The 21724-nt window shown below is 63.9% G+C and carries 23 protein-coding genes; 9 read left to right on the top strand and 14 right to left on the bottom strand.

Annotated features, from left to right (window positions below):
• Positions 1–184: 184 nt before the first annotated feature.
• Both XH92_RS09915 and XH92_RS09910 read right to left on the bottom strand, forming a co-directional pair.
• On the bottom strand, positions 185–1348 hold the full coding sequence (locus tag XH92_RS09915; RefSeq protein WP_194459052.1) for a winged helix-turn-helix domain-containing protein: 1164 nt from the start codon (positions 1346–1348) through the stop codon (positions 185–187).
• Between the two features lie 105 nt (positions 1349–1453).
• The gene (locus XH92_RS09910) at positions 1454–1696 is read right to left on the bottom strand and encodes a hypothetical protein (RefSeq protein ID WP_194459051.1); all 243 of its coding nucleotides are present in this window, start codon (positions 1694–1696) and stop codon (positions 1454–1456) included.
• 161 nt (positions 1697–1857) lie between these two features.
• On the opposite strand from XH92_RS09910, the gene XH92_RS09905 reads away from it, so the two are divergent.
• Positions 1858–2490 (top strand): OmpA family protein, encoded by a 633-nt coding sequence (locus XH92_RS09905; RefSeq protein ID WP_194459050.1) that lies wholly within the window; start codon positions 1858–1860, stop codon positions 2488–2490.
• Positions 2491–2551: 61 nt separating this feature from the next.
• On the opposite strand, the gene XH92_RS09900 is transcribed toward XH92_RS09905, so the two are convergent.
• Positions 2552–3856 carry a phospholipid carrier-dependent glycosyltransferase gene (locus XH92_RS09900; RefSeq protein ID WP_194459049.1) on the bottom strand — a complete coding sequence of 435 codons (1305 nt, stop codon included), beginning with the start codon at positions 3854–3856 and terminating at the stop codon, positions 2552–2554.
• A 236-nt stretch (positions 3857–4092) separates the two neighbouring features.
• Between XH92_RS09900 and XH92_RS09895 the strand changes: the two genes are divergently transcribed.
• Positions 4093–4803 carry a FecR domain-containing protein gene (locus tag XH92_RS09895; RefSeq protein WP_194459048.1) on the top strand — a complete coding sequence of 237 codons (711 nt, stop codon included), beginning with the start codon at positions 4093–4095 and terminating at the stop codon, positions 4801–4803.
• 2 nt (positions 4804–4805) lie between these two features.
• Positions 4806–5969 carry a hypothetical protein gene (locus tag XH92_RS09890; RefSeq protein ID WP_194459047.1) on the top strand — a complete coding sequence of 388 codons (1164 nt, stop codon included), beginning with the start codon at positions 4806–4808 and terminating at the stop codon, positions 5967–5969.
• Between the two features lie 118 nt (positions 5970–6087).
• Here XH92_RS09890 and XH92_RS09885 read toward each other — a convergent pair whose 3' ends face one another.
• The 3 genes from XH92_RS09885 to XH92_RS09875 all read right to left on the bottom strand — a co-directional run bounded on the left by XH92_RS09885 (position 6088) and on the right by XH92_RS09875 (position 8610).
• Positions 6088–6417 carry a hypothetical protein gene (locus tag XH92_RS09885; protein WP_194459046.1) on the bottom strand — a complete coding sequence of 110 codons (330 nt, stop codon included), beginning with the start codon at positions 6415–6417 and terminating at the stop codon, positions 6088–6090.
• Positions 6418–6481: 64 nt separating this feature from the next.
• Positions 6482–6805 carry a hypothetical protein gene (locus XH92_RS09880; protein ID WP_194459045.1) on the bottom strand — a complete coding sequence of 108 codons (324 nt, stop codon included), beginning with the start codon at positions 6803–6805 and terminating at the stop codon, positions 6482–6484.
• A gap of 71 nt (positions 6806–6876) precedes the next feature.
• A complete protein-coding gene (locus XH92_RS09875) occupies positions 6877–8610 on the bottom strand; it encodes a glycosyltransferase family 39 protein (protein WP_246788356.1) in 1734 nt (577 codons plus the stop codon).
• A 360-nt stretch (positions 8611–8970) separates the two neighbouring features.
• Here XH92_RS09875 and XH92_RS09870 point away from each other — a divergent pair, with 360 nt between their 5' ends.
• Positions 8971–9642 (top strand): response regulator transcription factor, encoded by a 672-nt coding sequence (locus XH92_RS09870; RefSeq protein WP_194459043.1) that lies wholly within the window; start codon positions 8971–8973, stop codon positions 9640–9642.
• On the top strand, positions 9642–11087 hold the full coding sequence (locus XH92_RS09865; protein ID WP_194461195.1) for a HAMP domain-containing sensor histidine kinase: 1446 nt from the start codon (positions 9642–9644) through the stop codon (positions 11085–11087). Before XH92_RS09870 ends, XH92_RS09865 begins: the two co-directional genes overlap by 1 nt.
• A 29-nt stretch (positions 11088–11116) precedes the next feature.
• On the opposite strand, the gene XH92_RS09860 is transcribed toward XH92_RS09865, so the two are convergent.
• Both XH92_RS09860 and XH92_RS09855 read right to left on the bottom strand, forming a co-directional pair.
• Complete coding sequence (locus XH92_RS09860; protein ID WP_194461194.1) at positions 11117–11539, bottom strand: VOC family protein; 423 nt, start codon at positions 11537–11539, stop codon at positions 11117–11119.
• Between the two features lie 117 nt (positions 11540–11656).
• The gene (locus XH92_RS09855) at positions 11657–12673 is read right to left on the bottom strand and encodes an alpha/beta hydrolase (protein WP_194459042.1); all 1017 of its coding nucleotides are present in this window, start codon (positions 12671–12673) and stop codon (positions 11657–11659) included.
• Positions 12674–12889: 216 nt separating this feature from the next.
• Between XH92_RS09855 and XH92_RS09850 the strand changes: the two genes are divergently transcribed.
• On the top strand, positions 12890–14416 hold the full coding sequence (locus XH92_RS09850; protein ID WP_194459041.1) for an amidohydrolase family protein: 1527 nt from the start codon (positions 12890–12892) through the stop codon (positions 14414–14416).
• Between the two features lie 87 nt (positions 14417–14503).
• On the opposite strand, the gene XH92_RS09845 is transcribed toward XH92_RS09850, so the two are convergent.
• Positions 14504–15241 (bottom strand): enoyl-CoA hydratase/isomerase family protein, encoded by a 738-nt coding sequence (locus XH92_RS09845; RefSeq protein WP_194459040.1) that lies wholly within the window; start codon positions 15239–15241, stop codon positions 14504–14506.
• 51 nt (positions 15242–15292) lie between these two features.
• The gene (locus tag XH92_RS09840) at positions 15293–15817 is read right to left on the bottom strand and encodes a cupin domain-containing protein (protein WP_076866333.1); all 525 of its coding nucleotides are present in this window, start codon (positions 15815–15817) and stop codon (positions 15293–15295) included.
• Between the two features lie 146 nt (positions 15818–15963).
• Between XH92_RS09840 and XH92_RS09835 the strand changes: the two genes are divergently transcribed.
• A complete protein-coding gene (locus XH92_RS09835; RefSeq protein WP_194459039.1) occupies positions 15964–16167 on the top strand; it encodes a CsbD family protein in 204 nt (67 codons plus the stop codon).
• 56 nt (positions 16168–16223) lie between these two features.
• On the opposite strand, the gene XH92_RS09830 is transcribed toward XH92_RS09835, so the two are convergent.
• From XH92_RS09830 to ggt, 3 genes are read right to left on the bottom strand one after another with little or no spacing between them, the layout of a single operon-like run.
• The gene (locus XH92_RS09830; protein ID WP_194459038.1) at positions 16224–17213 is read right to left on the bottom strand and encodes a D-2-hydroxyacid dehydrogenase family protein; all 990 of its coding nucleotides are present in this window, start codon (positions 17211–17213) and stop codon (positions 16224–16226) included.
• A gap of 46 nt (positions 17214–17259) precedes the next feature.
• Positions 17260–17718 (bottom strand): FKBP-type peptidyl-prolyl cis-trans isomerase, encoded by a 459-nt coding sequence (locus XH92_RS09825; RefSeq protein WP_194459037.1) that lies wholly within the window; start codon positions 17716–17718, stop codon positions 17260–17262.
• A 34-nt stretch (positions 17719–17752) separates the two neighbouring features.
• On the bottom strand, positions 17753–19339 hold the full coding sequence (gene ggt, locus XH92_RS09820) for a gamma-glutamyltransferase (protein ID WP_194459036.1): 1587 nt from the start codon (positions 19337–19339) through the stop codon (positions 17753–17755).
• 172 nt (positions 19340–19511) lie between these two features.
• Here ggt and XH92_RS09815 point away from each other — a divergent pair, with 172 nt between their 5' ends.
• Positions 19512–20264 (top strand): rhodanese-related sulfurtransferase, encoded by a 753-nt coding sequence (locus XH92_RS09815; RefSeq protein ID WP_194459035.1) that lies wholly within the window; start codon positions 19512–19514, stop codon positions 20262–20264.
• Complete coding sequence (locus XH92_RS09810) at positions 20257–20472, top strand: SlyX family protein (RefSeq protein WP_194459034.1); 216 nt, start codon at positions 20257–20259, stop codon at positions 20470–20472. Before XH92_RS09815 ends, XH92_RS09810 begins: the two co-directional genes overlap by 8 nt.
• 30 nt (positions 20473–20502) lie before the next feature.
• On the opposite strand, the gene XH92_RS09805 is transcribed toward XH92_RS09810, so the two are convergent.
• Positions 20503–21369 carry a LysR family transcriptional regulator gene (locus XH92_RS09805; protein WP_194459033.1) on the bottom strand — a complete coding sequence of 289 codons (867 nt, stop codon included), beginning with the start codon at positions 21367–21369 and terminating at the stop codon, positions 20503–20505.
• Between the last annotated feature and the right edge of the window lie 355 nt (positions 21370–21724).

Genomic DNA, 21724 nt, shown 5'->3' with positions numbered 1-21724 from the left:
GGATTATTGGGTGGCCCCGCATTGAGCAATGGCAAAAACTCATAGCACACAGGCCAGACGGGAACCCAGGTGGCATTCCACTGCGTCATTGCGAGGAGCGATAGCGACGCAGCAATCCATCGCTCGGCATACGCGGTGAAATGGATTGCTTCGCTTCGCTCGCAATGACGGGCAGAATCGAGCCCTACTCCGCCAACTGGAAACGCTCGAACCGGTCGAGCTCCTGCTCGATGAGGCGCTTCAGCTCCTTGCGTCCCGCCTGCTTCTTGCCGTTGCCGACCCAGCTCCATTTCTGCATCAGGAGCTTCCGGTTCTGCCGGTCGGTCTTGAGGTCGAGCGCGGCGACGATGTCGTCGCCGACCAGCACCGGCAGCGCGAAATAGCCGAACAGGCGCTTCTGCTTCGGCACATAGGCCTCGAAGCGGTGGCCGTAGCCGAAGAACACCTCGGTGCGCTTGCGCTGGATGATCAAGGGATCGAACGGCGAGAGGATGTGGACCAAAGCCGGATCACCCTCGCCGGTCGCCTCCAGCACCTCGGGCCGCGCCCAATGCTCCTGCTTGCCGGCGCCGTCGAGCGCGATCCGCACCAGCTCCTTGCGGCGCACCCTCGCCTCGATCAGGCTGCGCACCGCCTTCTTGCTCGGCGCATCGAGGTGGCAGATCGAGTCGAGGCTGACGATGCCCTGCGAGCGCAGCGCGCGGTCGAGCAGATAGGCTGTTCTGGCCGAGGCCGGTGCGGGCTTCGGCGGCTTATCCCAGCCGAAATGCCTGGTCATCAGCTCGTAGGTCTTCAGCATGCCGACGCGCTCGCTGATCGTGACCACACCGCCATAGAAGGCGAGTTGCAGCGCGCGCTTGGAAGGTTTGCGGCTCTGCCAGAGATGCTCCTTCTCGGTCAGCACGTCGTCCTCGATGTCGCGGATGGTCAGCGGACCGCCGCGCAGCAACCGCATGATCTTGCGCGTATCCGAGGGCGTCACCGAAGAGAACCATTTGTGGCCCTCGCGCTTGTGCGCCTTCATCGCCGGCAGGAAGATGTTGATGTCCTTGGACGGCACGTAGGACAGCGCGTGGGTCCAGTATTCGAACACGCTCTTGTCCCGGCTCTGCGCCTGCTTGAGGTCGGCGCGGCGATAGTCCGGAATGCGGGTGAACAGGATGTGGTGATGGCAGCGCTCGATCACGTTGATGGTGTCGATCTGCACATAGCCGAGATGGTCGACGGCGGCCGCCACGGCTGACGCCCCGTCCCCGAACGGCGCCGTCGTATCGAGCCGCTGCGCGCGCAGCCAGATATGGCGGGCGGCGGCATTGGTCAGGAATAAGGGTTCGGCGGCGCGGGGCATTGCCCGAGCAATGTAGTGAGATTCGCGCGGCTGTGGAGAGCCGCGCTACGGAAATCAGCCGTGCATGATGATCGCCTCCGGATGATGGGCGGCGGTTCGGACCGCCTACTGCGATCCAACGACCTGCCGCAACCAGGAAACCTCCGCCATCGCCGCCTCGAGCGCGGCGCTTTCGTCGTGGAAGACCCGGGACGCATGACCGCCAATCGGAAACCAGCCGCGGCCATCTTCCACATCCCGCCGATATTCCTCGAAGCCGATCGTCCGGTCCAGGCGAACGAAGATATCGACGCAGTGCGAGGCACCGTCGTCATTGATCGAGCGGAGGACGCGATTTACGTGGGCCAAGATGCTCTCCTCGCCGTCGCCGGCCCCTGCCCGGCACGAGACAGGCCCGGCACACTCAACCGTGATCTAGGTCACATTCCCGGCTTTGAACCGGTCCTAGGTTCCCAGCATCAAAACGATAACAGCCGGATTGGCTGGCCTGATATTTAAGGACGAGACCCATGACCCGCTCCCTTTCCATGTCTCTTTTGACGATCGGCGCTGCACTGTCGATGACGGCGGGCGTCGCACTGGCCGGCAGCGACACCGTTCCGGCCGCCCAGATCCTCAATGCGCTGAAGCCGAAATCGGCCACCCGCGGCCTCTCCGCCGGGACGCAGGTCGACCCCGCCGCATCGGCCAAGGAGGCGAGCTTCCTCAACACCGTTCGCAACCGGCAGACCCGCTCGCTGTCATTGGGCGAACGCCAGGAGATTGCCGACATCGCCGCCAACAAGCCGAAGATCGATCTGGAGATTCACTTCGACTACAACTCGGCCGAGATCGCCAAGGGCTCGACCCAGGTGGTGCAGGAGCTCGGCAAGGCACTGTCGGATGCCAGCATGAAGGGCTCGACCTTCGTCCTCGCCGGCCACACCGACGCGATCGGCAGCGAGGCCTACAACCAGGACCTCTCGGAGCGCCGCGCCGACACCATCAAGAACTATCTGGTCGAGCATTACGGCCTGAACGGCTCCGATCTCGTGACCGTCGGCTACGGCAAGACCCGGCCGAAGGATCCGAACGCGCCGATGGACCCGACCAACCGCCGGGTGCAGGTCGTCAACATGGATACCAAGACGGCGTCGCAGTAATCTCCCGGAGCCTCGATCCGTCTGTTACACTTGGCAGGCGGATCGCTTGTTTCAGCGAGATTCAAATCCAGCTCTGGAACAGCATCAGCCGATTGAAGATCGCCATCGAGGTCCCGATGGCGGCAACCGTGATCGGCAGCATCGCGATGAAGCCCGCGCATCCGACGGCCACGAAGGTCCACAACAGCCAGCGCGGCGCACCCTTCCGCGTCAAGGCATAGACCAGCACGAAGCTCGCGGTGGTCGCAGCCGGCAGATAGTAATAGACGAAACCGAGCGTGCGCGGCAGCAGCGCCCAGGCGAGATACGGGCCGAGATAGAACGCCAGCACGAGAAAGGCGTCGCGGCTGCGGGTCACGATCCAGTCGCGCAGCGCGACGATCAGCGCAATCACCGCCGGCCACAAGATCAGCGGATTGCCGAGAAACACGACCGCGGCGAAGCTGTCATCGCCGACCTTCTCGAACAGGTACCACACCGGACGCGCCAGGAACGGCCAGGACGGCCATGAGCTCATATAGGTGTGGCCCGCGATCGCGGTCGTGGTGTTGTCGGCAAAGATGCGGCGCTGTGCCTCGACGAGGTCGGTGAAGGAGAAGCCGTACAGCGGCACGAAGCTCGCGAGATAGATGGCCGCCGGAATCAGCACGAAACAGCCGATGAAGTGGGAAAGACGAAAGTCCGGCCACAGGTCCGGCCGGTACCAGTCCTCCGCGTTGGCGTCGGCAAAGCGCGTGCGCCAGCCCTGCATCAGGCGGATCACCACAACGATCGCAATGCAGGTCGCGAGCACGAACAGCCCGCTCCATTTGCAGGCGCAGGCAAGCCCGGCGAAGACGCCCGTCAGCGCGAAGGCAAGCTGCGGCCGCTTCTGCCTGAAGCCGTGGATGAAGGCTGCGATCGCAAACAGACAGAAGCCGAGCGCAAAAATATCCAGCATCGCGATCCGCGACTGCACGAACAGCATCTGGTTGGAGAAAGCGAGCAGCACGGCCGCGATGGCACGTTCCTGCGAAGCGAACAGCGCGAGCGCGCCGAGATAGACGGCGACCAGCGCGAGCGCGCCGAGCAGCGCCGCGGGATAGCGCCATCCGAGCGGCACGTCGCCAAACGCCTTGATCGACAGCGCGATGATCTCCTTGGCGAGCGGCGGATGCATCGGGTTGAGGATCGGGCCCTCGACCACCGGCAACAGCATCTGGCGCGCCGCCGGCACGTAATGCACTTCATCGAAATAGAGCTTGTCCGGTGTGGTGATCCCGAGCAGCAGCACGACATGCGCGACAATGAAGATGATGGTCGCAACGAGAGCCGTGCGCGCGCCGGCCTGCTGTAGAACAGAAGGAGATTGGGATGCGATGGTCAAAGGACGGGCACGGTGCGAGAGGAACCAGTGTGAGCGAAGTGTGAGATACAACGGCCGCGAGTGTGATGTGTGTGACGAGTGTGATCAAGACTCACGTTGATGTCCGCAGCGGCGAGCAGTCTCGAATCCATCGGCACTCACCATCCAGCGCAACTCAACACAGCTTGTGACAATTATACAATATCAGCTGCGTCAGCGATCCGGTACGGTGAGAGGATAGGTCGATCGGTTTTACAATGAATTCGCGTCACAGCTTTTTCTCCTTCCTTGCACTCGGTCTTGCGGTCGCACTGACGGCACACCCCGTTCAGGCGCAGACGCGCGTCGGCGAAGCGGCCATGGTGAAGAACGAGGTTGTCCGAGTTGCGACCTCGACCACGCCGATCAATGTCGGCGACGCGCTGCTGCGTGACGAGACCGTGCGCACCGGCCTCGAGAGCGCCGCGCGGCTGGTGATGGCCGACAGCACCAACCTGTCGCTCGGACCGAATGCCTCGCTCAAGCTCGATCGCACCGTGTTCGACGACGAGCATCACTATCGCGATGTCGCAATCCGCCTGACCTCGGGAGCGTTCCGCTTCGTCACCGGCCATTCCAACAAGGCCGCCTACACGATCACCACGCCGCTTGCCACCATCGGCGTTCGCGGCACGGTGCTCGACATCCTGTCACAGCGCGGCAAGACCACCGTGGTGTTGCAGGAAGGCGCATCGACGGTGTGTACGTCGAACCGGCAATGCATCGATCTGACCCAGCCCGGCGACACCGCGATCATCACCTCGAGCGGCGGCCGCACCACGATCCAGAAGACCAACAATCCGCCATGGACCTTCGCCGCGACCTGCACCCAGGCCGCGGGCCTCTGCACCGTCACCCAGTTCGCGGACGCCTCACCGGTGACGCCGCCGGTCGAGGACGACCCGACCGGCATGCTGTGCGGACGGTGAGCATGGCGCGGCGTATCCATCATCTGGTCCTGTCGGCGGCGCTGACGATGGCGCTGTCGCTTGCGATGCTCCATGCACTCGCTGTGTCGGCCAAGGCGCAGTCTCCAACGCCGAACTGCACTTCGAATCCCGATTCGTTTTCAGCGTCGCCGAACTGTAACTCGACCCCCACGCCGACGCCGACACCTACCGCCACACCGTCGCCAACGCCGACGCCGACCCCTACGCCCACGCCGACACCAACGCCGAGCCCGTCGCCGACGCCGATCACCGGCGCGCCGTCGAGCGGCAGTTCGATCAACAACCTCGCCGACCAGCGCTTCAACCAGATGATCACCAACCGCGTGCTGGGATCGGTGCTGCTCGGCGTCAACGAGCAGGTCAATTGCGACGACTGCATCAGCGCCTTCGGCTCGGCCGGCTCGTTCTCGGCCGGCATCCATGGCCGCAAGACCATCACGCCGAATTTGTCGCTGCTCGCCGGCATCGCCTACACGCAATATGGCGAGGGCGGCTACAACGTCACCAGCGCGCCGATCGGCGCCTTCGCGCTGCGCTATGATTTCGTCGACTGGGGCTCGTCGCGGCCGTTCTTCGACGTCGGCACCATCCTCTCACCGTCGGAGAAGGTGCGCTACACCCGCAGCTACACGACCAGCCTCGGCGCGGTGTCGGTCACCGGCGAAACCTCGAGCGAGAATTACGGCGTGTATGGCCGCGCGGGCTGGATCAGCCGGCTCTCGGCGCGCGACGAGGTCGCGGCCTCGGTCGAGGTCTGGCAGTTGTGGCAGCGGGTCAAGGGCTACAGCGATCCTGCCGTTGCCTTCAACCCGTTCGATGCCACCATCGCCGACGGCACCGATCGCACCAGCCTGGTCAAGATCGGCGGCCAGTGGACGCATCTGTTCGGATCGAACATCGAAACCAACATCAACGGCGGCTGGGTGCAATCCTTCGCCACCCATTCCGGCATCGTCGCCACCGTCACCGGCGATGGCACCATCGTGCCGACGATCGGCAATCAGGGCTGGTTCGAATATGGCGGCCGCGTCGGCTTCCGTATCACCAAGGGCTGGATCGCCGACCTCTTCCTCAACGGCACTGCCGGGCCGCAGCCGGTCGGCAATACGCTTCACGGCGGCGTCGGGCTGCGGATCAGCTATTAGGCCGGGACCGCTGGTCCGGATCCGCACGGTCGAGCAAGGGGATCAGTGGCAGCTACCAGCAATCTGCGAGTAGCCGCCGTGTGACAACTGTCCGCCGGCGACGAACGCCGATCCATGCTCAATCGTTGTCCCAATAGCCGTCCGAGTAGCCTTCCCGGTACCCGGATCTATAACCGTAATCATATCCGCCCGGATATTCGTCGCCGTATTCGTACACGTGACGATGGGTGTGGACGACAGGCGCCGGCGAATAATAGTCCCTCTCGTAGACATAGGCCGGAGCGGCACCGGCAGCCATGGTGGAGCCCAACAGGGCGCCGACGGCGAGGCCGCCGACGATGCCGACAGCCACCGCTTCTCCGCGACGTCCACGTGCCGTGGCTTCAGTCGACGCAAGACATCCCGCAGCGATCACCGCCACGGCCGCAAAAACAGCTATTCGTTTCATTGAAGCGTATCCTTATCCGAGTTGACCAACCGCGCCGTCTCCTGGCAGCGATCGACGGAGCCCCCTAGAAGGTGACGAGCTCCTTGAGGTCGTTCCTGACAAATCGCGGCACCACCCGTCTGGCCACGAAATCATTCCAGTCCTTGAACTTCGACTTTGCTCTCGCCTCCGTGATCGCAGTGACGCCGCGCACGCTGAGATGCGGAAGCTTCACCAGCTCGCTGACGGGAGCGGTGTTGAGATTGATCCTGTCGGCTCGACTGATCGACGCACGTGGTGCCGGCGCCTGCTGAGGTGAGCCGGTCGTTGACGGGGATGTCTGCGCGAACGCGGTAGCACCGATGACGCCGCAGACGCCGAGGCTGATGCAAACCAACCTGATAAGCATGGACTGCTATCCTTCGAGATATGACGCCCTTGACCCCGCCGCCGATAAAGCGGGGGCCGATTACCGCAAGATTACGGGCGCGATCGTGCCGCGCGATGTTCCACGCGCATGTTGCCCCCCGGATCGATCATCTGCGGCACATTTCCCGGCGGCTGATTTTCCGGCAGCGCGACATCAGGCTCGGCGCGGAGCGGCGGCTCCGTTTGCGGAGCGACATGTCCCGGACTCTGACCGGCATCATTGGCAAGGCTTGACGATGCGTCGTCCGGCTCACGAAGCGGCGCCACCAGGAATGCGACCAGGGTTCGCTTGACGCCCGGAATTCCGAACAGGCTCGATTGCACGGAAAACTCGCGCCTGACATAGCGCCCGGCGTGGGCCGCCATTCGTTCGGTCCATTCGAGGCAATCGTCCTGGTCATCGAAACAGAGCGCCGCCCAGCCGCGCTCCGGTGTCACCTCGCGCGGCAATGGCAATGAATACTGGTACGCAAAGGGATCGCCATAGTGCGGGTGATCGGCGCTGTAGAAAGCCACCGCAAGCCCCAGGCTGTCGTTGCCGCCAATGATCGCCAGAGGCGTGCCCATCTCTTCGCGCCACAGCCGGGTGAGCTTGTCTGCCGCCTGGTGATAGACATTTCGCCCTTCCTCGTAACCGTAGCTGTTGCGGTAGAGCGCATGGGCCGGGGCCGCCATCGCGGTGGCAACGATCGCTATCCCGGCAACCAGCAGCGCTGCATTGACCGCATAGAACCGCTCGATGCGATAACGCGTGCTGCACACGACGACCACCGCCAGCAGGAACAATCCCTGAAGCGCCCAGAGCGACGGCAAATCGGTGCCGAGCAATATGGACGTGGCGAAGGGAAGCGCGATTGTGCCGATCGCGACGTGGCAGAGCAGCTTCAGGTTGGGATCCGCCGCCGCGAGATCCCGAGGAAGGCGCCTAATGCGATACCCTGTTATCATCGCCCACGTCGCAGCGGACAGGCTTGTCGCCGCAGCAAGGCCGAGCAGAAAATTGACCGCATCCCGCAGCGAGGTCAGGAAATCGGCCCCGACATGTGTCGCGGCATAGTGGACAGGCTCCGCACCTGTCGTGGCCAGCCAGTGCAGATGCGGGAACAGCGCGATCAGCCCGACCGCGGCCGATATCCAGGGCGAACTGGACGTGAAATAAGCGCGTCGCTGGGGATGGATGATTGCCGACAACGCGAAGCTCGCGACCAGAAAGACGGAATAGTACTTGCCCAGCATCGCAAGCGATGCCGTGACACCGGCAGCAATCGCCCAAAGCAGCGCCCTGGTCTCAAAGGCGCGGAGGAAGCAGTAGGTCGCAAGCGGCCAGACCGCGAGCAACACGGCGTTGGCGTTGAAGCGCTGGGCGTGAAACTGGTAGGCCGGGGTCAGCATCAGCAGCAGCAGCACGATCAGGCGCTTGTGCCCGGTCACGAACCGTCTTGCGATGAGGTCGACGAACCACAACGCCAGCGCTGCATTGGTCATCGCCATCAGCTGCAGCGACCAATCGGTGAGCGGAAAGACCGAGGTCCACGCGCCGGTGATCCAGCCCATCAACGGCGGGTGCTTGGGATAACCCCACGCGAAATGCCTGCCATAGGTCCAGGTCTCCAGCACGTCCGGATGCAGGCCGGCGCCGTGATAGGCGACCGACAGATACACCGTCCAGATGCCGACGAAGCAGGCGAGCAGCAGCGGCACCGACCACCCTGCCTCGACGCCCTCCAGCCATCGATTGAATGGACGGCGCCAAGCCGCCGGGCTGCGATCTGACCGCTTGGCCATCGCTGAGAACGCAAAATCGACCGGCATATCGTATGGAAGCCTGACCGCTAGGGACGGAGATCGGAAAACGCGAAGTGCTTCGCATTGTCCGACAGGCTTTTCACAGCGAGCATTACGACAGCCTGACGCTGATCCGTTCACGCCGCTACGCGTGCGCGCGCCGACGCGCTGTCATTCGCCGGTAATGCAGATCGATGTCGCTGCCCCTGCGAAGCCGCACAGAAAGCCGACAAACCACCCGCGGAAAAGGCCAATCACATCAATGTATTCCAGTGCACGCTGCGGTTTTCTCGCCGGCCGTAATCTTATGGTAATCCGTCCGTAATGGTAGAAGCCGTGTTTTACGCTTGGGAGAATGCGGTGCGAGTTCTGGTCGTGGAGGATGACCCTCAGCTTGGGCCATGGCTGCGGGATACGTTGGCTACGGCCTTCGGCGCATCCGACATGGTCACGACGCTCGAGGAGGGGCGTGCCGCGGTCGCGGTGCGAAGCTTCGAACTCGTCGTGATCGACCGTGGACTGCCGGATGGCGACGGCCTCGCCTTGCTGCGCGACCTGAAGCAGCAGAAGCCCAGCCCCGCGACGATCGTGCTGACGGCGCTTGATGACCCCCTTGATATCGCGCGCGCCCTCGACGAGGGCGCGGACGACTACGTGGCCAAGCCATTCGAGCCTATCGAGCTGATTGCGAGAGCCAAGGCAGTGCTGCGACGTCTCTTCCTCGATCGAGGGGCGGTCGTTCGCATCGGCAATCTGAGCTACGACGTCCTCAATCGCGAGGTCTGCGTCGATCACGAGCCGATCGTCGTCCCGCGGCGCGAACTGGCGATCCTGGAAGCGATGGTGCGGCGGATCGGGCGCGTGGTCCTGCGCGAGACCCTTGAAGTTGCCGCCTACAGCTTTGACGACGAGATTCAATCGAACGCAATCGAGGCGCATGTTTCGCGGCTGCGCCGGCGCCTCCGCGCGGCCAACTGCAAGGTCGTGATCAAACCGGTCCGCGGCCTCGGATATCTTTTGAGTGGCGAATGATGATTTTGCAATGGCAAAGGCTCAAGCGTGTCCGTCGCTCGATCGCGGTGCTGTCCGCGACGCTGATCGGCGCCGTAACGACCATCATGCTGATCTGCGCGGCAGCGTTGCTGATCCGGTTTGGCGGTGACGACGACGGCACCTGGGCCGCCGCCGACGTCGCCGATGCATTGAAGGAAGCCGTCATCCGCAACGAGAACGGGCAACTGGCTCTGAAGCGGACGTCGCGGCTGGACGAGATCACCCGCAGTTTCCCGACATTCTGGTATGTCGTGTCCGACAAGAGCGGCGAGGTCAGCTACGGCCCGATCCCGAAGTGGCGTCCGCAAAAAACCCAGACGTCGCGTGACGGGACGAGCTTCCTCGCCTATGCGTTCGACGGCGAGACCACCAATCTGAAGAAGATGGCCGCGGTCAGGAATACGCCTGTCGGCGAGGTGTGGATCGAAACCGGCGGCGTGGCCTATACGGCGGCACAACTGACCACCGGAATGCTCACCGATGCGACGATCGTCGCGCTCCCGATCATCCTCGTGCTGGCGGCGACGGCGTTCACCGCGATGGTGTTCGTGCCGACGCTGATCGCGCGTCCGGTCCGGGCCGTCGCGGCGGCCGCCGAGATGATCGACGGGGTTTCGGATGGCCGCCGATTGCCGGAAAAAGATGCGCCGGCCGAGCTCTTGCCGCTCGTCGCGGCCTTCAACCGCGCGCTGTCGCGGATAGACGTCGCTTCGAAAGCGCAGCGAAATTTCCTCTCGAATGCGGCGCACGAGCTTCGGACGCCCCTGACCAATGCGCGCACCATCCTCGAGCAGGTCCAGGATGATCCGTTGCGTGCAAGGCTGATTGCCGAGAACCAGAAGCTGTCGTCGATCGTCACCATGCTGCTCCAGCTGGCGCGGATCTCAGCCGAACCTGCCGAGCTGATCGAGATGGATCTTGCGGCGCTGGCGCGCAGGGTTGCGGCCGAACACGTGCCGATGGCGCTGAAGAACGGCAGCGATGTCGAGTTCACCGAGCCTCGTCACCCGGTCTGGGTGCGCGGCTCGGAAACCGCGATCGCCGTCGCGCTCTCGAATCTGATCCGGAACGCCGTGACCCATGGCGGCGCAGGCGGCTCCGTCCTCATCGAGGTCGGAGCACCCGCGCGGTTGAGCGTCATTGACCACGGATCGGGTCTCCAACTTGGTCAGCCCGAATTGCTGCTGGAGCCTTTCAAGCGCGGAAGCACCCGCACGGAAGGAACGGGACTGGGGCTTTCGATCGTGTCCCAGGTGATGACCACCCACGGCGGCACCGTTGCCCTCTGCGAGACGCCTGGCGGCGGCACCACGGTCGAACTGAACTTTCCGGTCCCCGGCTGCCGGCAAGCCGACCTGCCTCCAGCCAGAAAAGCCGTCCAAGCCATGACCGAAGTCCGGCCGGACGGCATTTCCATCGCCTGAAGTGCTGTCTCAACGCATCGTGCGGCGGCTCAGGCAGTGGCCGCGGCGGCCTGCGCCTTCGTCGCGGCTTCGAGGTCCATCCACATCACTTCCCAGATGTGGCCGTCGGGATCCTCGAAGCTGCGGCCATACATGAAGCCGAAATCCTGCTTCGGCGACGGATCGGCGGTGCCGCCCGCGCCCTTCGCCTTGGTCACGTAGCCGTCGACGGCGTCGCGGTTGTCGGCGGAGAGACAGACCAGCACTTCGCTCGTGGTCTTGGCGTCGGCGATTGTCTTCGACGTGAACTGCCGGAATTTGTCGTGGGTCAGCAGCATGACGAAAATGGTGTCGGAGATCACCATGCAGGAGGCGGTATCGTCCGAGAATTGCGGATTCTTGGCCGCGCCGATCGCCTCATAGAACGCAGTGGCATGGGCGAGATTGCTGACCGGCAGGTTGACGAAGATCATTTTGGGATTGGCCACGCGAAGAACTCCTGTTGGCGGGGTTGTGCCCCGAGGACGAACCGCATAGCCGGATCCCGACATGACAGCGCAAATTTTTATTGCGGCGTCCTGCCGCAGGCTTCAGGTCACGATCGGCGCCGGCATGGTCAGAAATGCCCGCGTCACGTGCCAGAACAGCTCACGATTGGTGGCCAGCGCCACCGAATGGGCGGTGCCCGGCAGGATGATGAACTGCCGGTCGCCATTCGGCAGCTTGTTGAAGAACTCCTCGAGATCGGGGACGGCCGCGATCCCGTCATATTCGCCGCGGACCAGCAGCACCGGGGCCAGCACCTTCTCCGGATGCACCACCGGCAGATTGGCGGTCATGTCGAGATAGGTGCCAGTCGGGATCTGGTCGCCGAACTGCATCTCGACGTCGGCCAGCGCTTCCATCACGGCGGGGTCGGACGTGCCGGGCCTGTCGCGGGTCGCGATCGAGCGGATCATGTCGCGGTCGCGCTTGCGCATGTTGTGGCTGCGGTAATAGGCAAGCTGCTCGGCGCGCTTTGCCAATGTCGGCGAGCCCTCGCCCTTGTAGGTGAAGGCGGCGAACACCAGGCGGTCGATCCGCTCCGGCGCGGCCATCGCGAAGGCACCCGCCCGCAGCGCGCCGGAGGATTCGCCGACGAAGTGATATCTCGCCTGCCCGGTCTCGCGCGCGATCACCTCGACCGCCGCCTTCAGGTCCTCGACCCCGCTTGCGATGTCGGCATTGCCTGAGGTGCGGCCCGACTTGCCGTAGTTCTCGTGATCCATGGTCCAGCAGTCGAAGCCGTAACGCGCAAAGACGTTGAGCAGCGAATACTCGCCCTTGCCGGGCACCGTGAGGTCGAACACCCTCGACGTCACCGACGAGCCGTGGACGAAGAACACCACAGGCCGCGCCGGCTCGCCCGGCCTGGGCGCGCCGATCCGCTTGCGAAACATCCACAGCGGGATGTCACCCTTCTTCGCCCAATATTCGTTGCTCCATATTTCTCCCTCGGCAGGAACTGCGACCGCGGCCTGCGCCGGCGCTGCGCCGAGCACGCCGGCCGCCGCCGCAACGCCGATGCACTTGATGATGGTGCGCCGCGAATGGTCCGCTGGCATCATGGTTCGCCTCCCTTCCGGATTTCTTCGTCCGACCCGGTGCGACCGAGCATAGCAGCGTGCATCACTGGTTGCGCAACGGGCGCGTCTTGCGGCCGCAGATGCGATGCACGATTTTGTGAACGCGGTTTCCGGCAATCGGCGCGGACGAGGGACGGACTTGGTCCTAGTCTCCGCCGCGGTCCGACCGGAAAAATCCGGCGAGAGCGGGAGCGAAGAATGAGCAGCAATCTCACCGACGAAGAACTTGCCGCCTTGATGCCCTCCGAACTGTGCCAGTACCAGACGCCGATCCCGACCCAGATCGTCTCCAGCGACGAGTTCTATCCCGACCCGCAGAACGAACGGCAGCGCGAGGTCGAGGCGCGGCTGCTGGCGATGGCCGATGATCTCGGCGGCAAGCAGGGCCTCGACCGCCGCCGTTTCTTTCAGACCGCGGCCGGCATGGCCGCCTCGTTCGTCGCGATGAACCAGGTCTACGGGGAGCTGTTCGACGTGACGCCGGCGGAAGCCGCAACGCCCACGATGGCGCAGGAGCGCGCCAACGGGCTGAAAGACCAGTTCATCATGGACATGCACACGCATTTCCTGCGCGACGACACCCGCATCATGGGCTTCGTGGAGATGCGCAAGGCCGTCGGCAAGGCCGGCTGGAACAAGGAGCTCAACGATCACGAGCAGACCATCGAGGATCTGAAGTTCAACAACTACAAGAAGGAGATGTTTCTCGATTCCGACACCAAGATTGCGCTGATCTCCTCGGCGCCGTCGGACATCGAGCAGGATTGGTTCCTGACCAACGAGCAGATGGCCGCCGCTCGCAAGCAGATCAACGACGAGGCCGGCTCGCGCCGCGTGTTCTGTCACGCGATCTTCACGCCCGGACAGCCCGGCTGGCTCGACAAGCTCGATGCTGCGTTGGCCTTGAACCCGGAATCCTGCAAGGGCTACACGATCGGCGACAACACTCACAAGGAGATCAGCCGCTATCCGTGGCGGCTGGACGACGAGAAGGTCGCCTACAAGGGCTACGAGAAGATGGTGAAGGCGGGCATCAAGAATGTCTGCGTGCACAAGGGGCTGTTCCCGCCCGGGATCGAGAAGCAGTATCCGAACCTGCGCGGCTTCGCCGACGTTGCCGATGTCGGCCAGGCGGCCAAGGACTGGCCGCAGCTCAACTTCGTGATCTATCACTCGGCCTATCGCCATGTCGGCGGCGATCCCAAGGTCGCGCTCGCCGAATTCGAGCGCACCGGCCGGATCGCCTGGACCTCCGACCTCGCCGACATCCCGACGCAGTACGGCGTCAACAATGTCTACGGCGACGTCGGGCAATTGTTCGCGACCACGCTGGTCGCCGAGCCCAATGTCTGCGCCGCGCTGATGGGCACCCTGATCAAGGGCCTCGGCGTCGACCATATCTGCTGGGGCACCGACGCGCTGTGGACCGGCGCGCCGCAATGGCAGATCGAGGGCCTGCGGCGGCTGGAAATCCCCGAAGCGATGCAGAAGAAGTTCGGCTATGCGCCGCTCGGTCCCGCCGATGGACCGGTGAAGACCGCGATCTTCGGCGACAACAATGCCCGGCTCTACAACATCCAGCCGAAGCGCGCGATGCTCGACATCAAGGGCGACCGCTTCGCGGTGATGAAGGCGCAATATGAGAAGGCCGGCGCGGAACCGTCGAACACGCGCTACGGCTATGTGGTGCCGAGCGGGGCGATCGATCACCGGGTGTTTGCTTGAGTCCGTCGTTCCGGGGCGACGCGCGAGCGTCGAACCCGGAACCTCGAGATTCCGGGTTCTCGCTTCGCGAGCCCCGGAATGACTGCGTCACTTCCCCGTAAACCTCGGCTTCCGCTTCTCGCTGAATGCCTTCACGCCTTCCTTGAGATCCTCGCTGTCCCTGACCCCATCGAGCAACCTCCGCACATCGGCGACCGTTTCCAGCGGCCCCTTCGGCATCGCCTCGCGCGCCAACTTCTTGAGCGCGCGAACCACCAGCGGCGCATTGCCGGCGATCTTCGCAGCCATCTCCTGCGCCAGCGCGAGGTGCTGACCTTTCGGCGCGACCTTGTTGACGAAACCGATCTGGAAGGCGCGCTCCGCCGACATTTCCTCGCCGACCAGCAGAAACTCCATCGCGATCTTGTGCGGCATCCGCGCCATCACCGACGAGACGCCGCCCGCGGTGGTGCCGATCTTTCCCTCCGGGTAAATGAAACGCGTCGTCTCCGACGCCACGCAGAGATCGGCCATCTGGACCAGCACGAAGGCGCCACCCACGACCCAGCCTGACGTCGCTGCGATCACCGGCTTGTCGAGCTCGACGCCGAGGCCGGGCACCGCGTGCCACATATTGACGGGAAGGTCGGCCACATCGGCGCCGACCGAGAAATACTTTTCCTCCGCGGAGGCCAGAACCGCGACGCGATCCTCACCGTCGCGGAAGCGCAGCCAGGCATCGCGCAATTCGCTGCACAACGCGTTGTTGAGCGCGTTGTGCTTCTCGCTGCGTGCCATCGTGATGGTCGCGATGTGGTCGGCGCTCTCGTAACGAACGAGCGTCATGCTGGCCTCCCCGCTTTTGTTATTGTGTTTCGTCGCGGCTGCGCCGCGACGTTATTTCTTCTCGTCGGGATGCCGGTGCACCGGATCGACCCACAGCACGTTCTCCGGCTTCTCGACCGGCTCGATGTCGAGGTTGATCGCCACCGCCTCGCCGTCGGAGCGCACCAGCACGCATTCCAGCACTTCGTCCGGACTGGCGTTGATCTCCTGATGCGGCACGTAGGGCGGCACGAAGATGAAGTCGCCAGGACCGGCTTCGGCGGTGAATTGCAGCTTCTCGCCCCAACGCATCCGCGCCTTGCCCTTCACGACATAGATGATGCTTTCGAGGTGGCCGTGATGATGCGCGCCGGTCTTGGCGTCCGGCTTGATGCTGACGGTGCCTGCCCACAATTTCTGCGCACCGACGCGGGCGAAGTTGATCGCGGCCTTGCGGTCCATGCCGGCGGTCGACGGCACATTCGGATCGAGCTGGTTACCAGGAATCACCCGGACGCCGTCGTGCTTCCAGCGCTCGTCGTCGTGATGGTGGTGATCATGGTCGTGAGAATGGGTGTGATCGTGGGAACCGCTCATCGTTCTTGCTTTCGTTGGCCTGATTTCGTGCGTGGAACGCTAGCGAAAAGCAGGCGCGCAGGCGAGCGGAAAATCGGAACATCGCCAAATCGGAACATCGCCATGTGCCGACGCGTTGTCTCGGCGTATTCCGAAGGAGTAGTTTCATGGGTAGCACGACCGATAGGATCAAGGGCACGGCCAACGACGCGATCGGAAGGTTCAAGCGGCGTCTTGGCAAGGTCACCGGTTCTCCGGCGATGCAGGGCAGAGGTGCGATCCTGCAGGCCAAGGGCAAGGGACAGAAGGCACTCGGCGGCATCAAGAGGATCGTCGGCAGGGTGACCGCAGCGGCTCACTGGCCTCGCTGAACGAGAGATGACACGGCCGCCCCATCGAGCCGGCCGTTCGAGCATGAACGACGCTGCTAGCCGCGCGGGCGCACATGCGCCAGCACATCCGGGTTCACGACATTGGTCGGCGTACCCGCCGCGTAGGCCAATATCTGGTCGAAAATGTCGGTGAACTGAATCTCGTATTCGTCGCGCGAGACGTAGCCGAGATGCGGGGTGCAGACCACATTGTCCATGTTGAGCAGCGGGTCGGCGGTATCGCGCATCGGCTCCTTCTCATAGACGTCGACGGCGGCCATTCCAGGCCGGCCGGCGCGCAGCGCGTTGACAAGCGCGCCCGGCTCGATCAGCGGCGCGCGGCTGGTGTTGACGATCAGCGCGGTCTCTTTCATCCGCGCGAGGTCTTCCGCCTTGACGATGCCGCGCGTCGCGTCGACCAGCCGCATGTGCAGCGACAGCACGTCGCAACGGGCAAAGAAATCCGCCTTGCTGGCAGCGGTCTCGTAGCCGTCGGCACGCGCCTTCACCATCGCGGGCTCCCGCGCCCAGACCAGCACATTCATGCCGAACGCCTTGCCATAGCCCGCGACCACCGCGCCGATACGGCCGTAGCCGTAGATGCCAAGCGTCTTGCCGCGCAACGTATGGCCGACGCCGATCTGCCATTTGCCCGCCTTCAGCGCCGCCATCTGCTGCGGGATCGCGCGCATCGCGGCGAGGATCAGGCCCCAGGTGAACTCGGCGGTGGCGTAGGACGGCGTATCGGCATGCTGGCTCGACGACACGATGATGCCGAGCCGCGTGCAGGTGTCGATGTCGATATGCGGATAGACGCTGCGCTGGCTGATCAGCTTCAACTTCGGCAGCCGTTCCAGCAGGGCGTTACGAATCTGGGTGCGTTCGCGGATCAGCACCAGCGCATCGCTGTCGCGCAGCCGTTCGGCGAGCGCATCGACGTCCTGGACATGATCATTCCAGATCGTGACGTCGTAGCCGTCGAGCTTGCGGAAGCAATCGAGGGTACGCAGCGTGTCGAAATAATCGTCGAGGATCGAGATCTTCATCGCTGCGCCCCTCTTGTTGTGAGCCCGCTATTTGACGGCCATGAGGTTACTTTACGCCAAGCAGCTCGACGTCGAACATCAGCGTGGCATTCGGCGGGATCACGCCGCCGGCGCCGCGCGCGCCATAGCCGAGGTCCGGCGGGATGATCAGCGTGCGCTTGCCGCCGACCTTCATGGTGGCGACGCCTTCGTCCCAGCCCTTGATCACGTGACCCTGGCCGATCGGAAACTCGAACGGCTCGTTGCGGTCGACGGAGGAGTCGAATTTCTTGCCCTTCTGGCCGTTCTCATAGAGCCAGCCGGTATAGTGCATGACGCAGGTCTGGCCGGTCTTCGGCGAAGCGCCGGTGCCGACCTTGCTGTCGATGATCTGGAGGCCTGAAGCTGTGGTCATGGGCTTTCCCGCGGTTTGGGCCGTTGCCGTCCTGCCGGCAACGGATGTGGAGACTGCCGCCGCAAGGCCGGCGAACGCAGTCGTGATGATCTTGCGTCGTGAAGATTGCATTCTGGACGTCCTTCCTTGATTGATCTCGATCCAATCAGTAGCCGAGCGCGCAACCGTCCTTGCGCGGATCGGAGCCGCCGGTCAGCGTGCCCTTCTCCCAATCGATCCAGATGCCCTGGCCGCCGCCGAGCGGCGCGACCACGCTGGTGGTCTTGTGTCCGATCTTCTTCAGGCCTTCGACGATCTCCGCCGGCACAGAGTCCTCAAGCTGGTAGACGCCCTCGTAATGCAGGCCGCGCGGCATGTCGATCGCCTCCTGGATGTCGCAGCCATAGTCGAGCATGTTGGTCAGAACGCGGGTCTGGCCGACCGGCTGATACTGCCCGCCCATCACGCCATACGGCATCACCGCACGGCCGTTCCTGGTGGCCAGCGCCGGGATGATGGTGTGCAGCGGACGCTTGCCCGGCGCGATGCAGTTCGGATGGCCGGGCTGGATGCGGAAGCCGCCGGCGCGGTTCTGCAGCAGGATGCCGGTCTTGTTGGAGACGATCGCCGAGCCGAACGAATGCGCGATCGAGTTGATGAAGGAGCAGACGTTGCGGTCCTTGTCGACCACCGTGATGTAGACGGTCGAGGGATTCATCGGCGGCGCGACGTTCGGCAATTCGAGCAGGGCGTCCATCCGGATGTTCCTGATGTGCTCGTCGGCGAACTCCTTGGAGAGGATGCCGGCGACATCGACATGGGCGTGCTGGGGATCGGCGATATACTGCTCGCGCATCATGTAGGCGATGCGCGCCGCCTCGGCCTCGAGGTGGAAGCGCTCGATGCTGAGCGGCTTGAACTTGGTCAGGTCGAAGCGCGACAGGATGTTGAGCATCACCAGCATGGTGATGCCGGGGCCGTTCGGCGGGCACTGCCAGACGTCGTAGCCCTTGTACATCGTGCCGATCGGCGAGGTCGTCTCGGTCGAATGCGCCGCAAAGTCCTCCAGCGTATGCAGGCCGCCGATGCCGCGCAGGGTGTCGACCATGTCGGCGGCGATCTCGCCGCTGTAGAAGGCGTCGCGGCCCTTTTGCGCGATGGCGCGCAGCGTCTTGCCGAGCTCGGGCTGGCGGATCACGTCGCCGGCGACCGCGGGCTTGCCGTGCGGCAGCAGGTAGCGCTCGGTGTTGGTGCCGTTCTTCAGCTTCTCAAAGCCGTTCTTCCAGTCGAAGGCGATGCGCGGAGCGACGACATAGCCCTCTTCGGCGGCCTTGATCGCGGGCTGCAGCAGGCGGTCGAAGCCGAACTTGCCGTGATCCCTGAGGATCACGTCCCAGGCGTCGATCGCGCCGGGGATGCTGACGGCATGCGCCGAGGTCAGCGGCACCGAATGGATCTTGCGTTCGAGGTACCAGTCGGCGGTGGCGGCCATCGGCGCCCGGCCGCTGCCGTTATAGGCGGTGATCTTGCCCTCGCCCTTCGGCTGGATCAGCGCAAAGCAGTCGCCGCCGATGCCGGTCGATTGCGGCTCGATGACGCCGAGCAGCGCGCAGGCCGCGACCGCAGCGTCGGCAGCGGTGCCGCCCTCGCGCATCACATCGATGGCCACCAGCGCCGCCTCCGGATGCGACGTTGCGACCATCGCGTTCTGGGCGTGGACCGAGGAACGGCCGGCGAAGTGGAAATTCCTCATGACGGAGAGCTCGCTTGATCGTGATGGTCTGATGCCGCTGCGGCGGATGGACGCGACGTACATGGCATATTCATCCCCGGCAGGGCAATGCATGGCATGCCAGAGGAATTATCCCGATAATGCATGGCTTTGCGGGGTTTCGCCGATCTGGCCGGCCTGATAAACCCCGGCCATGCCGCTCAAGGTCGCCGCCTTCTACCAGTTCGCCGCGCTGCCCGACTTCCGCGCCCTGCGCGAGCCGCTGCGCGCGCTCTGCACCGACCTCGATCTCAAGGGCAGCGTGCTGCTCGCGCATGAGGGCATCAACGGCACCATCGCCGGCGGCGATGAGGCCATCGGGCGCTTCGTCGCGGAGCTTGAGGACGGGCCGTTGTTCGGCGGCCGCCTCGACAATCTCGAGCTGAAATTCTCAGAAGCCGCGCAGATGCCGTTCCAGCGGCTCAAGGTACGGCTCAAGAAGGAGATCGTGACGCTCGGCGACACCACGGTCGATCCGACGCGGCGGGTCGGCACCTATGTCGACGCCGGCGGCTGGAACGAACTCATCGCCTCGCCCGACATCATGGTGCTCGACACCCGCAACGCGTTCGAGGTCGCGATGGGCACCTTCGAAGGCGCGGTCGATCCAGGTATCGCGAGCTTCGGACAATTCAGGGAATTTGCCGCCCGGCACCTCGATCCCGCGAAGCACCGCAGGATTGCGATGTTCTGCACCGGCGGCATCCGCTGCGAGAAGGCGAGCGCCTATCTGCTCGCGCAAGGCTTCGGCGAGGTCTATCACCTCAAGGGTGGCATCCTGAAATATCTCGAGCAAACGCCGCGGCAGGACAGCCGCTGGCGCGGCGACTGCTTTGTGTTCGACGAGCGCGTCGCGCTCGGCCACGGCCTGCGCGAGCGTGGCCACGAGGATGCCGTGAATGAATGACGCGGCAAAGCTGAGCGAGCGGATCGATGCGCTGGAGGTTCGCCTGACCTATCAGGACGAAGCCATCGAGACGCTGAACCAGACCATCACGGCACAATGGCAGCAGATCGACGCGCTGACGCGCCAGCTCGCCGAGCTGCGCGACCGGCTTCAGGAGGCCGAACGCCAGGCGCCGGGTCCCGCCAACGAGCGCCCACCGCACTACTGACCGGAGCCGCCGCAGGCCGGCGACGCCGGACTACATGTTGCTCACCTGACGCATCGGCTTGGCGCCGCTGAAGAACAGGCTCGACAGGCGCTGCACCATCGCCGTCGCGCGGCTTCCCTCGAGGCCCGGGCGAACGCACAGCAGGCGCTTCTGCATTGGAAGCTCCGGCAGATAATAGTCCTTGGCCGAAATCAGCGAGGACGGGATCATCCGCTCGGGGCACGCGGTCAGGCCGTATCCGGCCCGTGCGGCTTCGAGTCGCAGCTGGTGGTTCGGGCTCCTGAACACGATCTTGTATGAGATGCTGTGCTTGGTGAGCGTCCGGATCATCCAGTCGTCGCCCGGCCACGCCAGGATCGGGATCGGGGCGCCCGGCCGCAGGACAAAATCGCGTGATCGTACCCACACCGAGCGCTCGTCGGCCTCGGCTGCGATCGTCACCTCGCCCTCGTTCTCCAGCGAAGGGTTGCTGTAGACGAAGGCGATGTCGATGTAGCCGTCGATCAATCCCCTGATGACGATCGGCGACATGTCGGCGTGAACCAGCACGTCGGCGAGCGCGTCGGCCGGATGCGATTTGAGGAATTCATCGGCGAGCATCGTGCTCATTCCGAGCCGCAACGGCTGCGGTCCTTCGTGATTGCCGCCGAGCCGGAGCAGTTGGTCGTTCGCCTCGAGGATTCGCCTTGCCTGCTGCACGGCGACCTTGCCGAGCTCCGTCGTCGTGGTGCCGTTGGCAGTTCTGACGAAGAGCGCGCCGCCGACCAGGCTCTGCAGCCGCTTGACCTGCGAACTGATCGCCGGCTGACTGAGGCCGAGACGCTCGCCGGCCTTCGATAGACTTCCCGTCTCTGCGATCGCAACGACGGTGCGAACAATCTCAGTAGGAATATTCAAATGTTGACGCGGTCTATGCATCGCGAGCGCTCCAATCTCAGCAGACGCAGTTCCAATCTCCACAGTATGTGATCAGGCTATACTAACATTTGGTTGCACTTTCGTTTAGCTACAATTGCCACCAAGGCACTGATATTGCAGGCCATATGTATTGTTACGTGCATTACTCCGGATATCACGGTATCCCACAACTGCATCGCCACACGCCGCAACACCTCAACCGAACCGCACTCCGGGTTTTTGCGGGTATCGCATCAAAGATTCTGATCGCCCCATAACGCATCGCTGACCCGATAAGTCTGAATTGACGTCACTGATTCGCGAAAGCGTTTTCATAGTTTTCCTTAATCAAAGC

This window comes from Bradyrhizobium sp. CCBAU 53421, assembly GCF_015291625.1.
GTDB lineage: Bacteria > Pseudomonadota > Alphaproteobacteria > Rhizobiales > Xanthobacteraceae > Bradyrhizobium.
Note: the sequence above shows the minus strand (reverse complement) of the source record. Positions and strands in the feature narration are given on the sequence as shown.

Bases quoted from the DNA above. Each gene is read 5' to 3' on its own strand.
- XH92_RS09835 (WP_194459039.1), top strand. From the start codon at position 15,964: ATGGGTAGCACGACCGATAGGATCAAGGGCACGGCCAACGACGCGATC.
- XH92_RS09840 (WP_076866333.1), bottom strand. From the start codon at position 15,817: ATGAGCGGTTCCCACGATCACACCCATTCTCACGACCATGATCACCAC.
- XH92_RS09865 (WP_194461195.1), top strand. From the start codon at position 9,642: ATGATTTTGCAATGGCAAAGGCTCAAGCGTGTCCGTCGCTCGATCGCG.
- XH92_RS09830 (WP_194459038.1), bottom strand. From the start codon at position 17,213: ATGAAGATCTCGATCCTCGACGATTATTTCGACACGCTGCGTACCCTC.
- XH92_RS09810 (WP_194459034.1), top strand. From the start codon at position 20,257: ATGAATGACGCGGCAAAGCTGAGCGAGCGGATCGATGCGCTGGAGGTT.
- XH92_RS09895 (WP_194459048.1), top strand. From the start codon at position 4,093: ATGAATTCGCGTCACAGCTTTTTCTCCTTCCTTGCACTCGGTCTTGCG.
- XH92_RS09885 (WP_194459046.1), bottom strand. From the start codon at position 6,417: ATGAAACGAATAGCTGTTTTTGCGGCCGTGGCGGTGATCGCTGCGGGA.
- XH92_RS09915 (WP_194459052.1), bottom strand. From the start codon at position 1,348: ATGCCCCGCGCCGCCGAACCCTTATTCCTGACCAATGCCGCCGCCCGC.
- XH92_RS09855 (WP_194459042.1), bottom strand. From the start codon at position 12,673: ATGATGCCAGCGGACCATTCGCGGCGCACCATCATCAAGTGCATCGGC.
- XH92_RS09875 (WP_246788356.1), bottom strand. From the start codon at position 8,610: ATGGCCAAGCGGTCAGATCGCAGCCCGGCGGCTTGGCGCCGTCCATTC.
- XH92_RS09880 (WP_194459045.1), bottom strand. From the start codon at position 6,805: ATGCTTATCAGGTTGGTTTGCATCAGCCTCGGCGTCTGCGGCGTCATC.
- XH92_RS09845 (WP_194459040.1), bottom strand. From the start codon at position 15,241: ATGACGCTCGTTCGTTACGAGAGCGCCGACCACATCGCGACCATCACG.
- ggt (WP_194459036.1), bottom strand. From the start codon at position 19,339: ATGAGGAATTTCCACTTCGCCGGCCGTTCCTCGGTCCACGCCCAGAAC.
- XH92_RS09850 (WP_194459041.1), top strand. From the start codon at position 12,890: ATGAGCAGCAATCTCACCGACGAAGAACTTGCCGCCTTGATGCCCTCC.
- XH92_RS09890 (WP_194459047.1), top strand. From the start codon at position 4,806: ATGGCGCGGCGTATCCATCATCTGGTCCTGTCGGCGGCGCTGACGATG.
- XH92_RS09905 (WP_194459050.1), top strand. From the start codon at position 1,858: ATGACCCGCTCCCTTTCCATGTCTCTTTTGACGATCGGCGCTGCACTG.
- XH92_RS09815 (WP_194459035.1), top strand. From the start codon at position 19,512: ATGCCGCTCAAGGTCGCCGCCTTCTACCAGTTCGCCGCGCTGCCCGAC.
- XH92_RS09860 (WP_194461194.1), bottom strand. From the start codon at position 11,539: ATGATCTTCGTCAACCTGCCGGTCAGCAATCTCGCCCATGCCACTGCG.
- XH92_RS09825 (WP_194459037.1), bottom strand. From the start codon at position 17,718: ATGCAATCTTCACGACGCAAGATCATCACGACTGCGTTCGCCGGCCTT.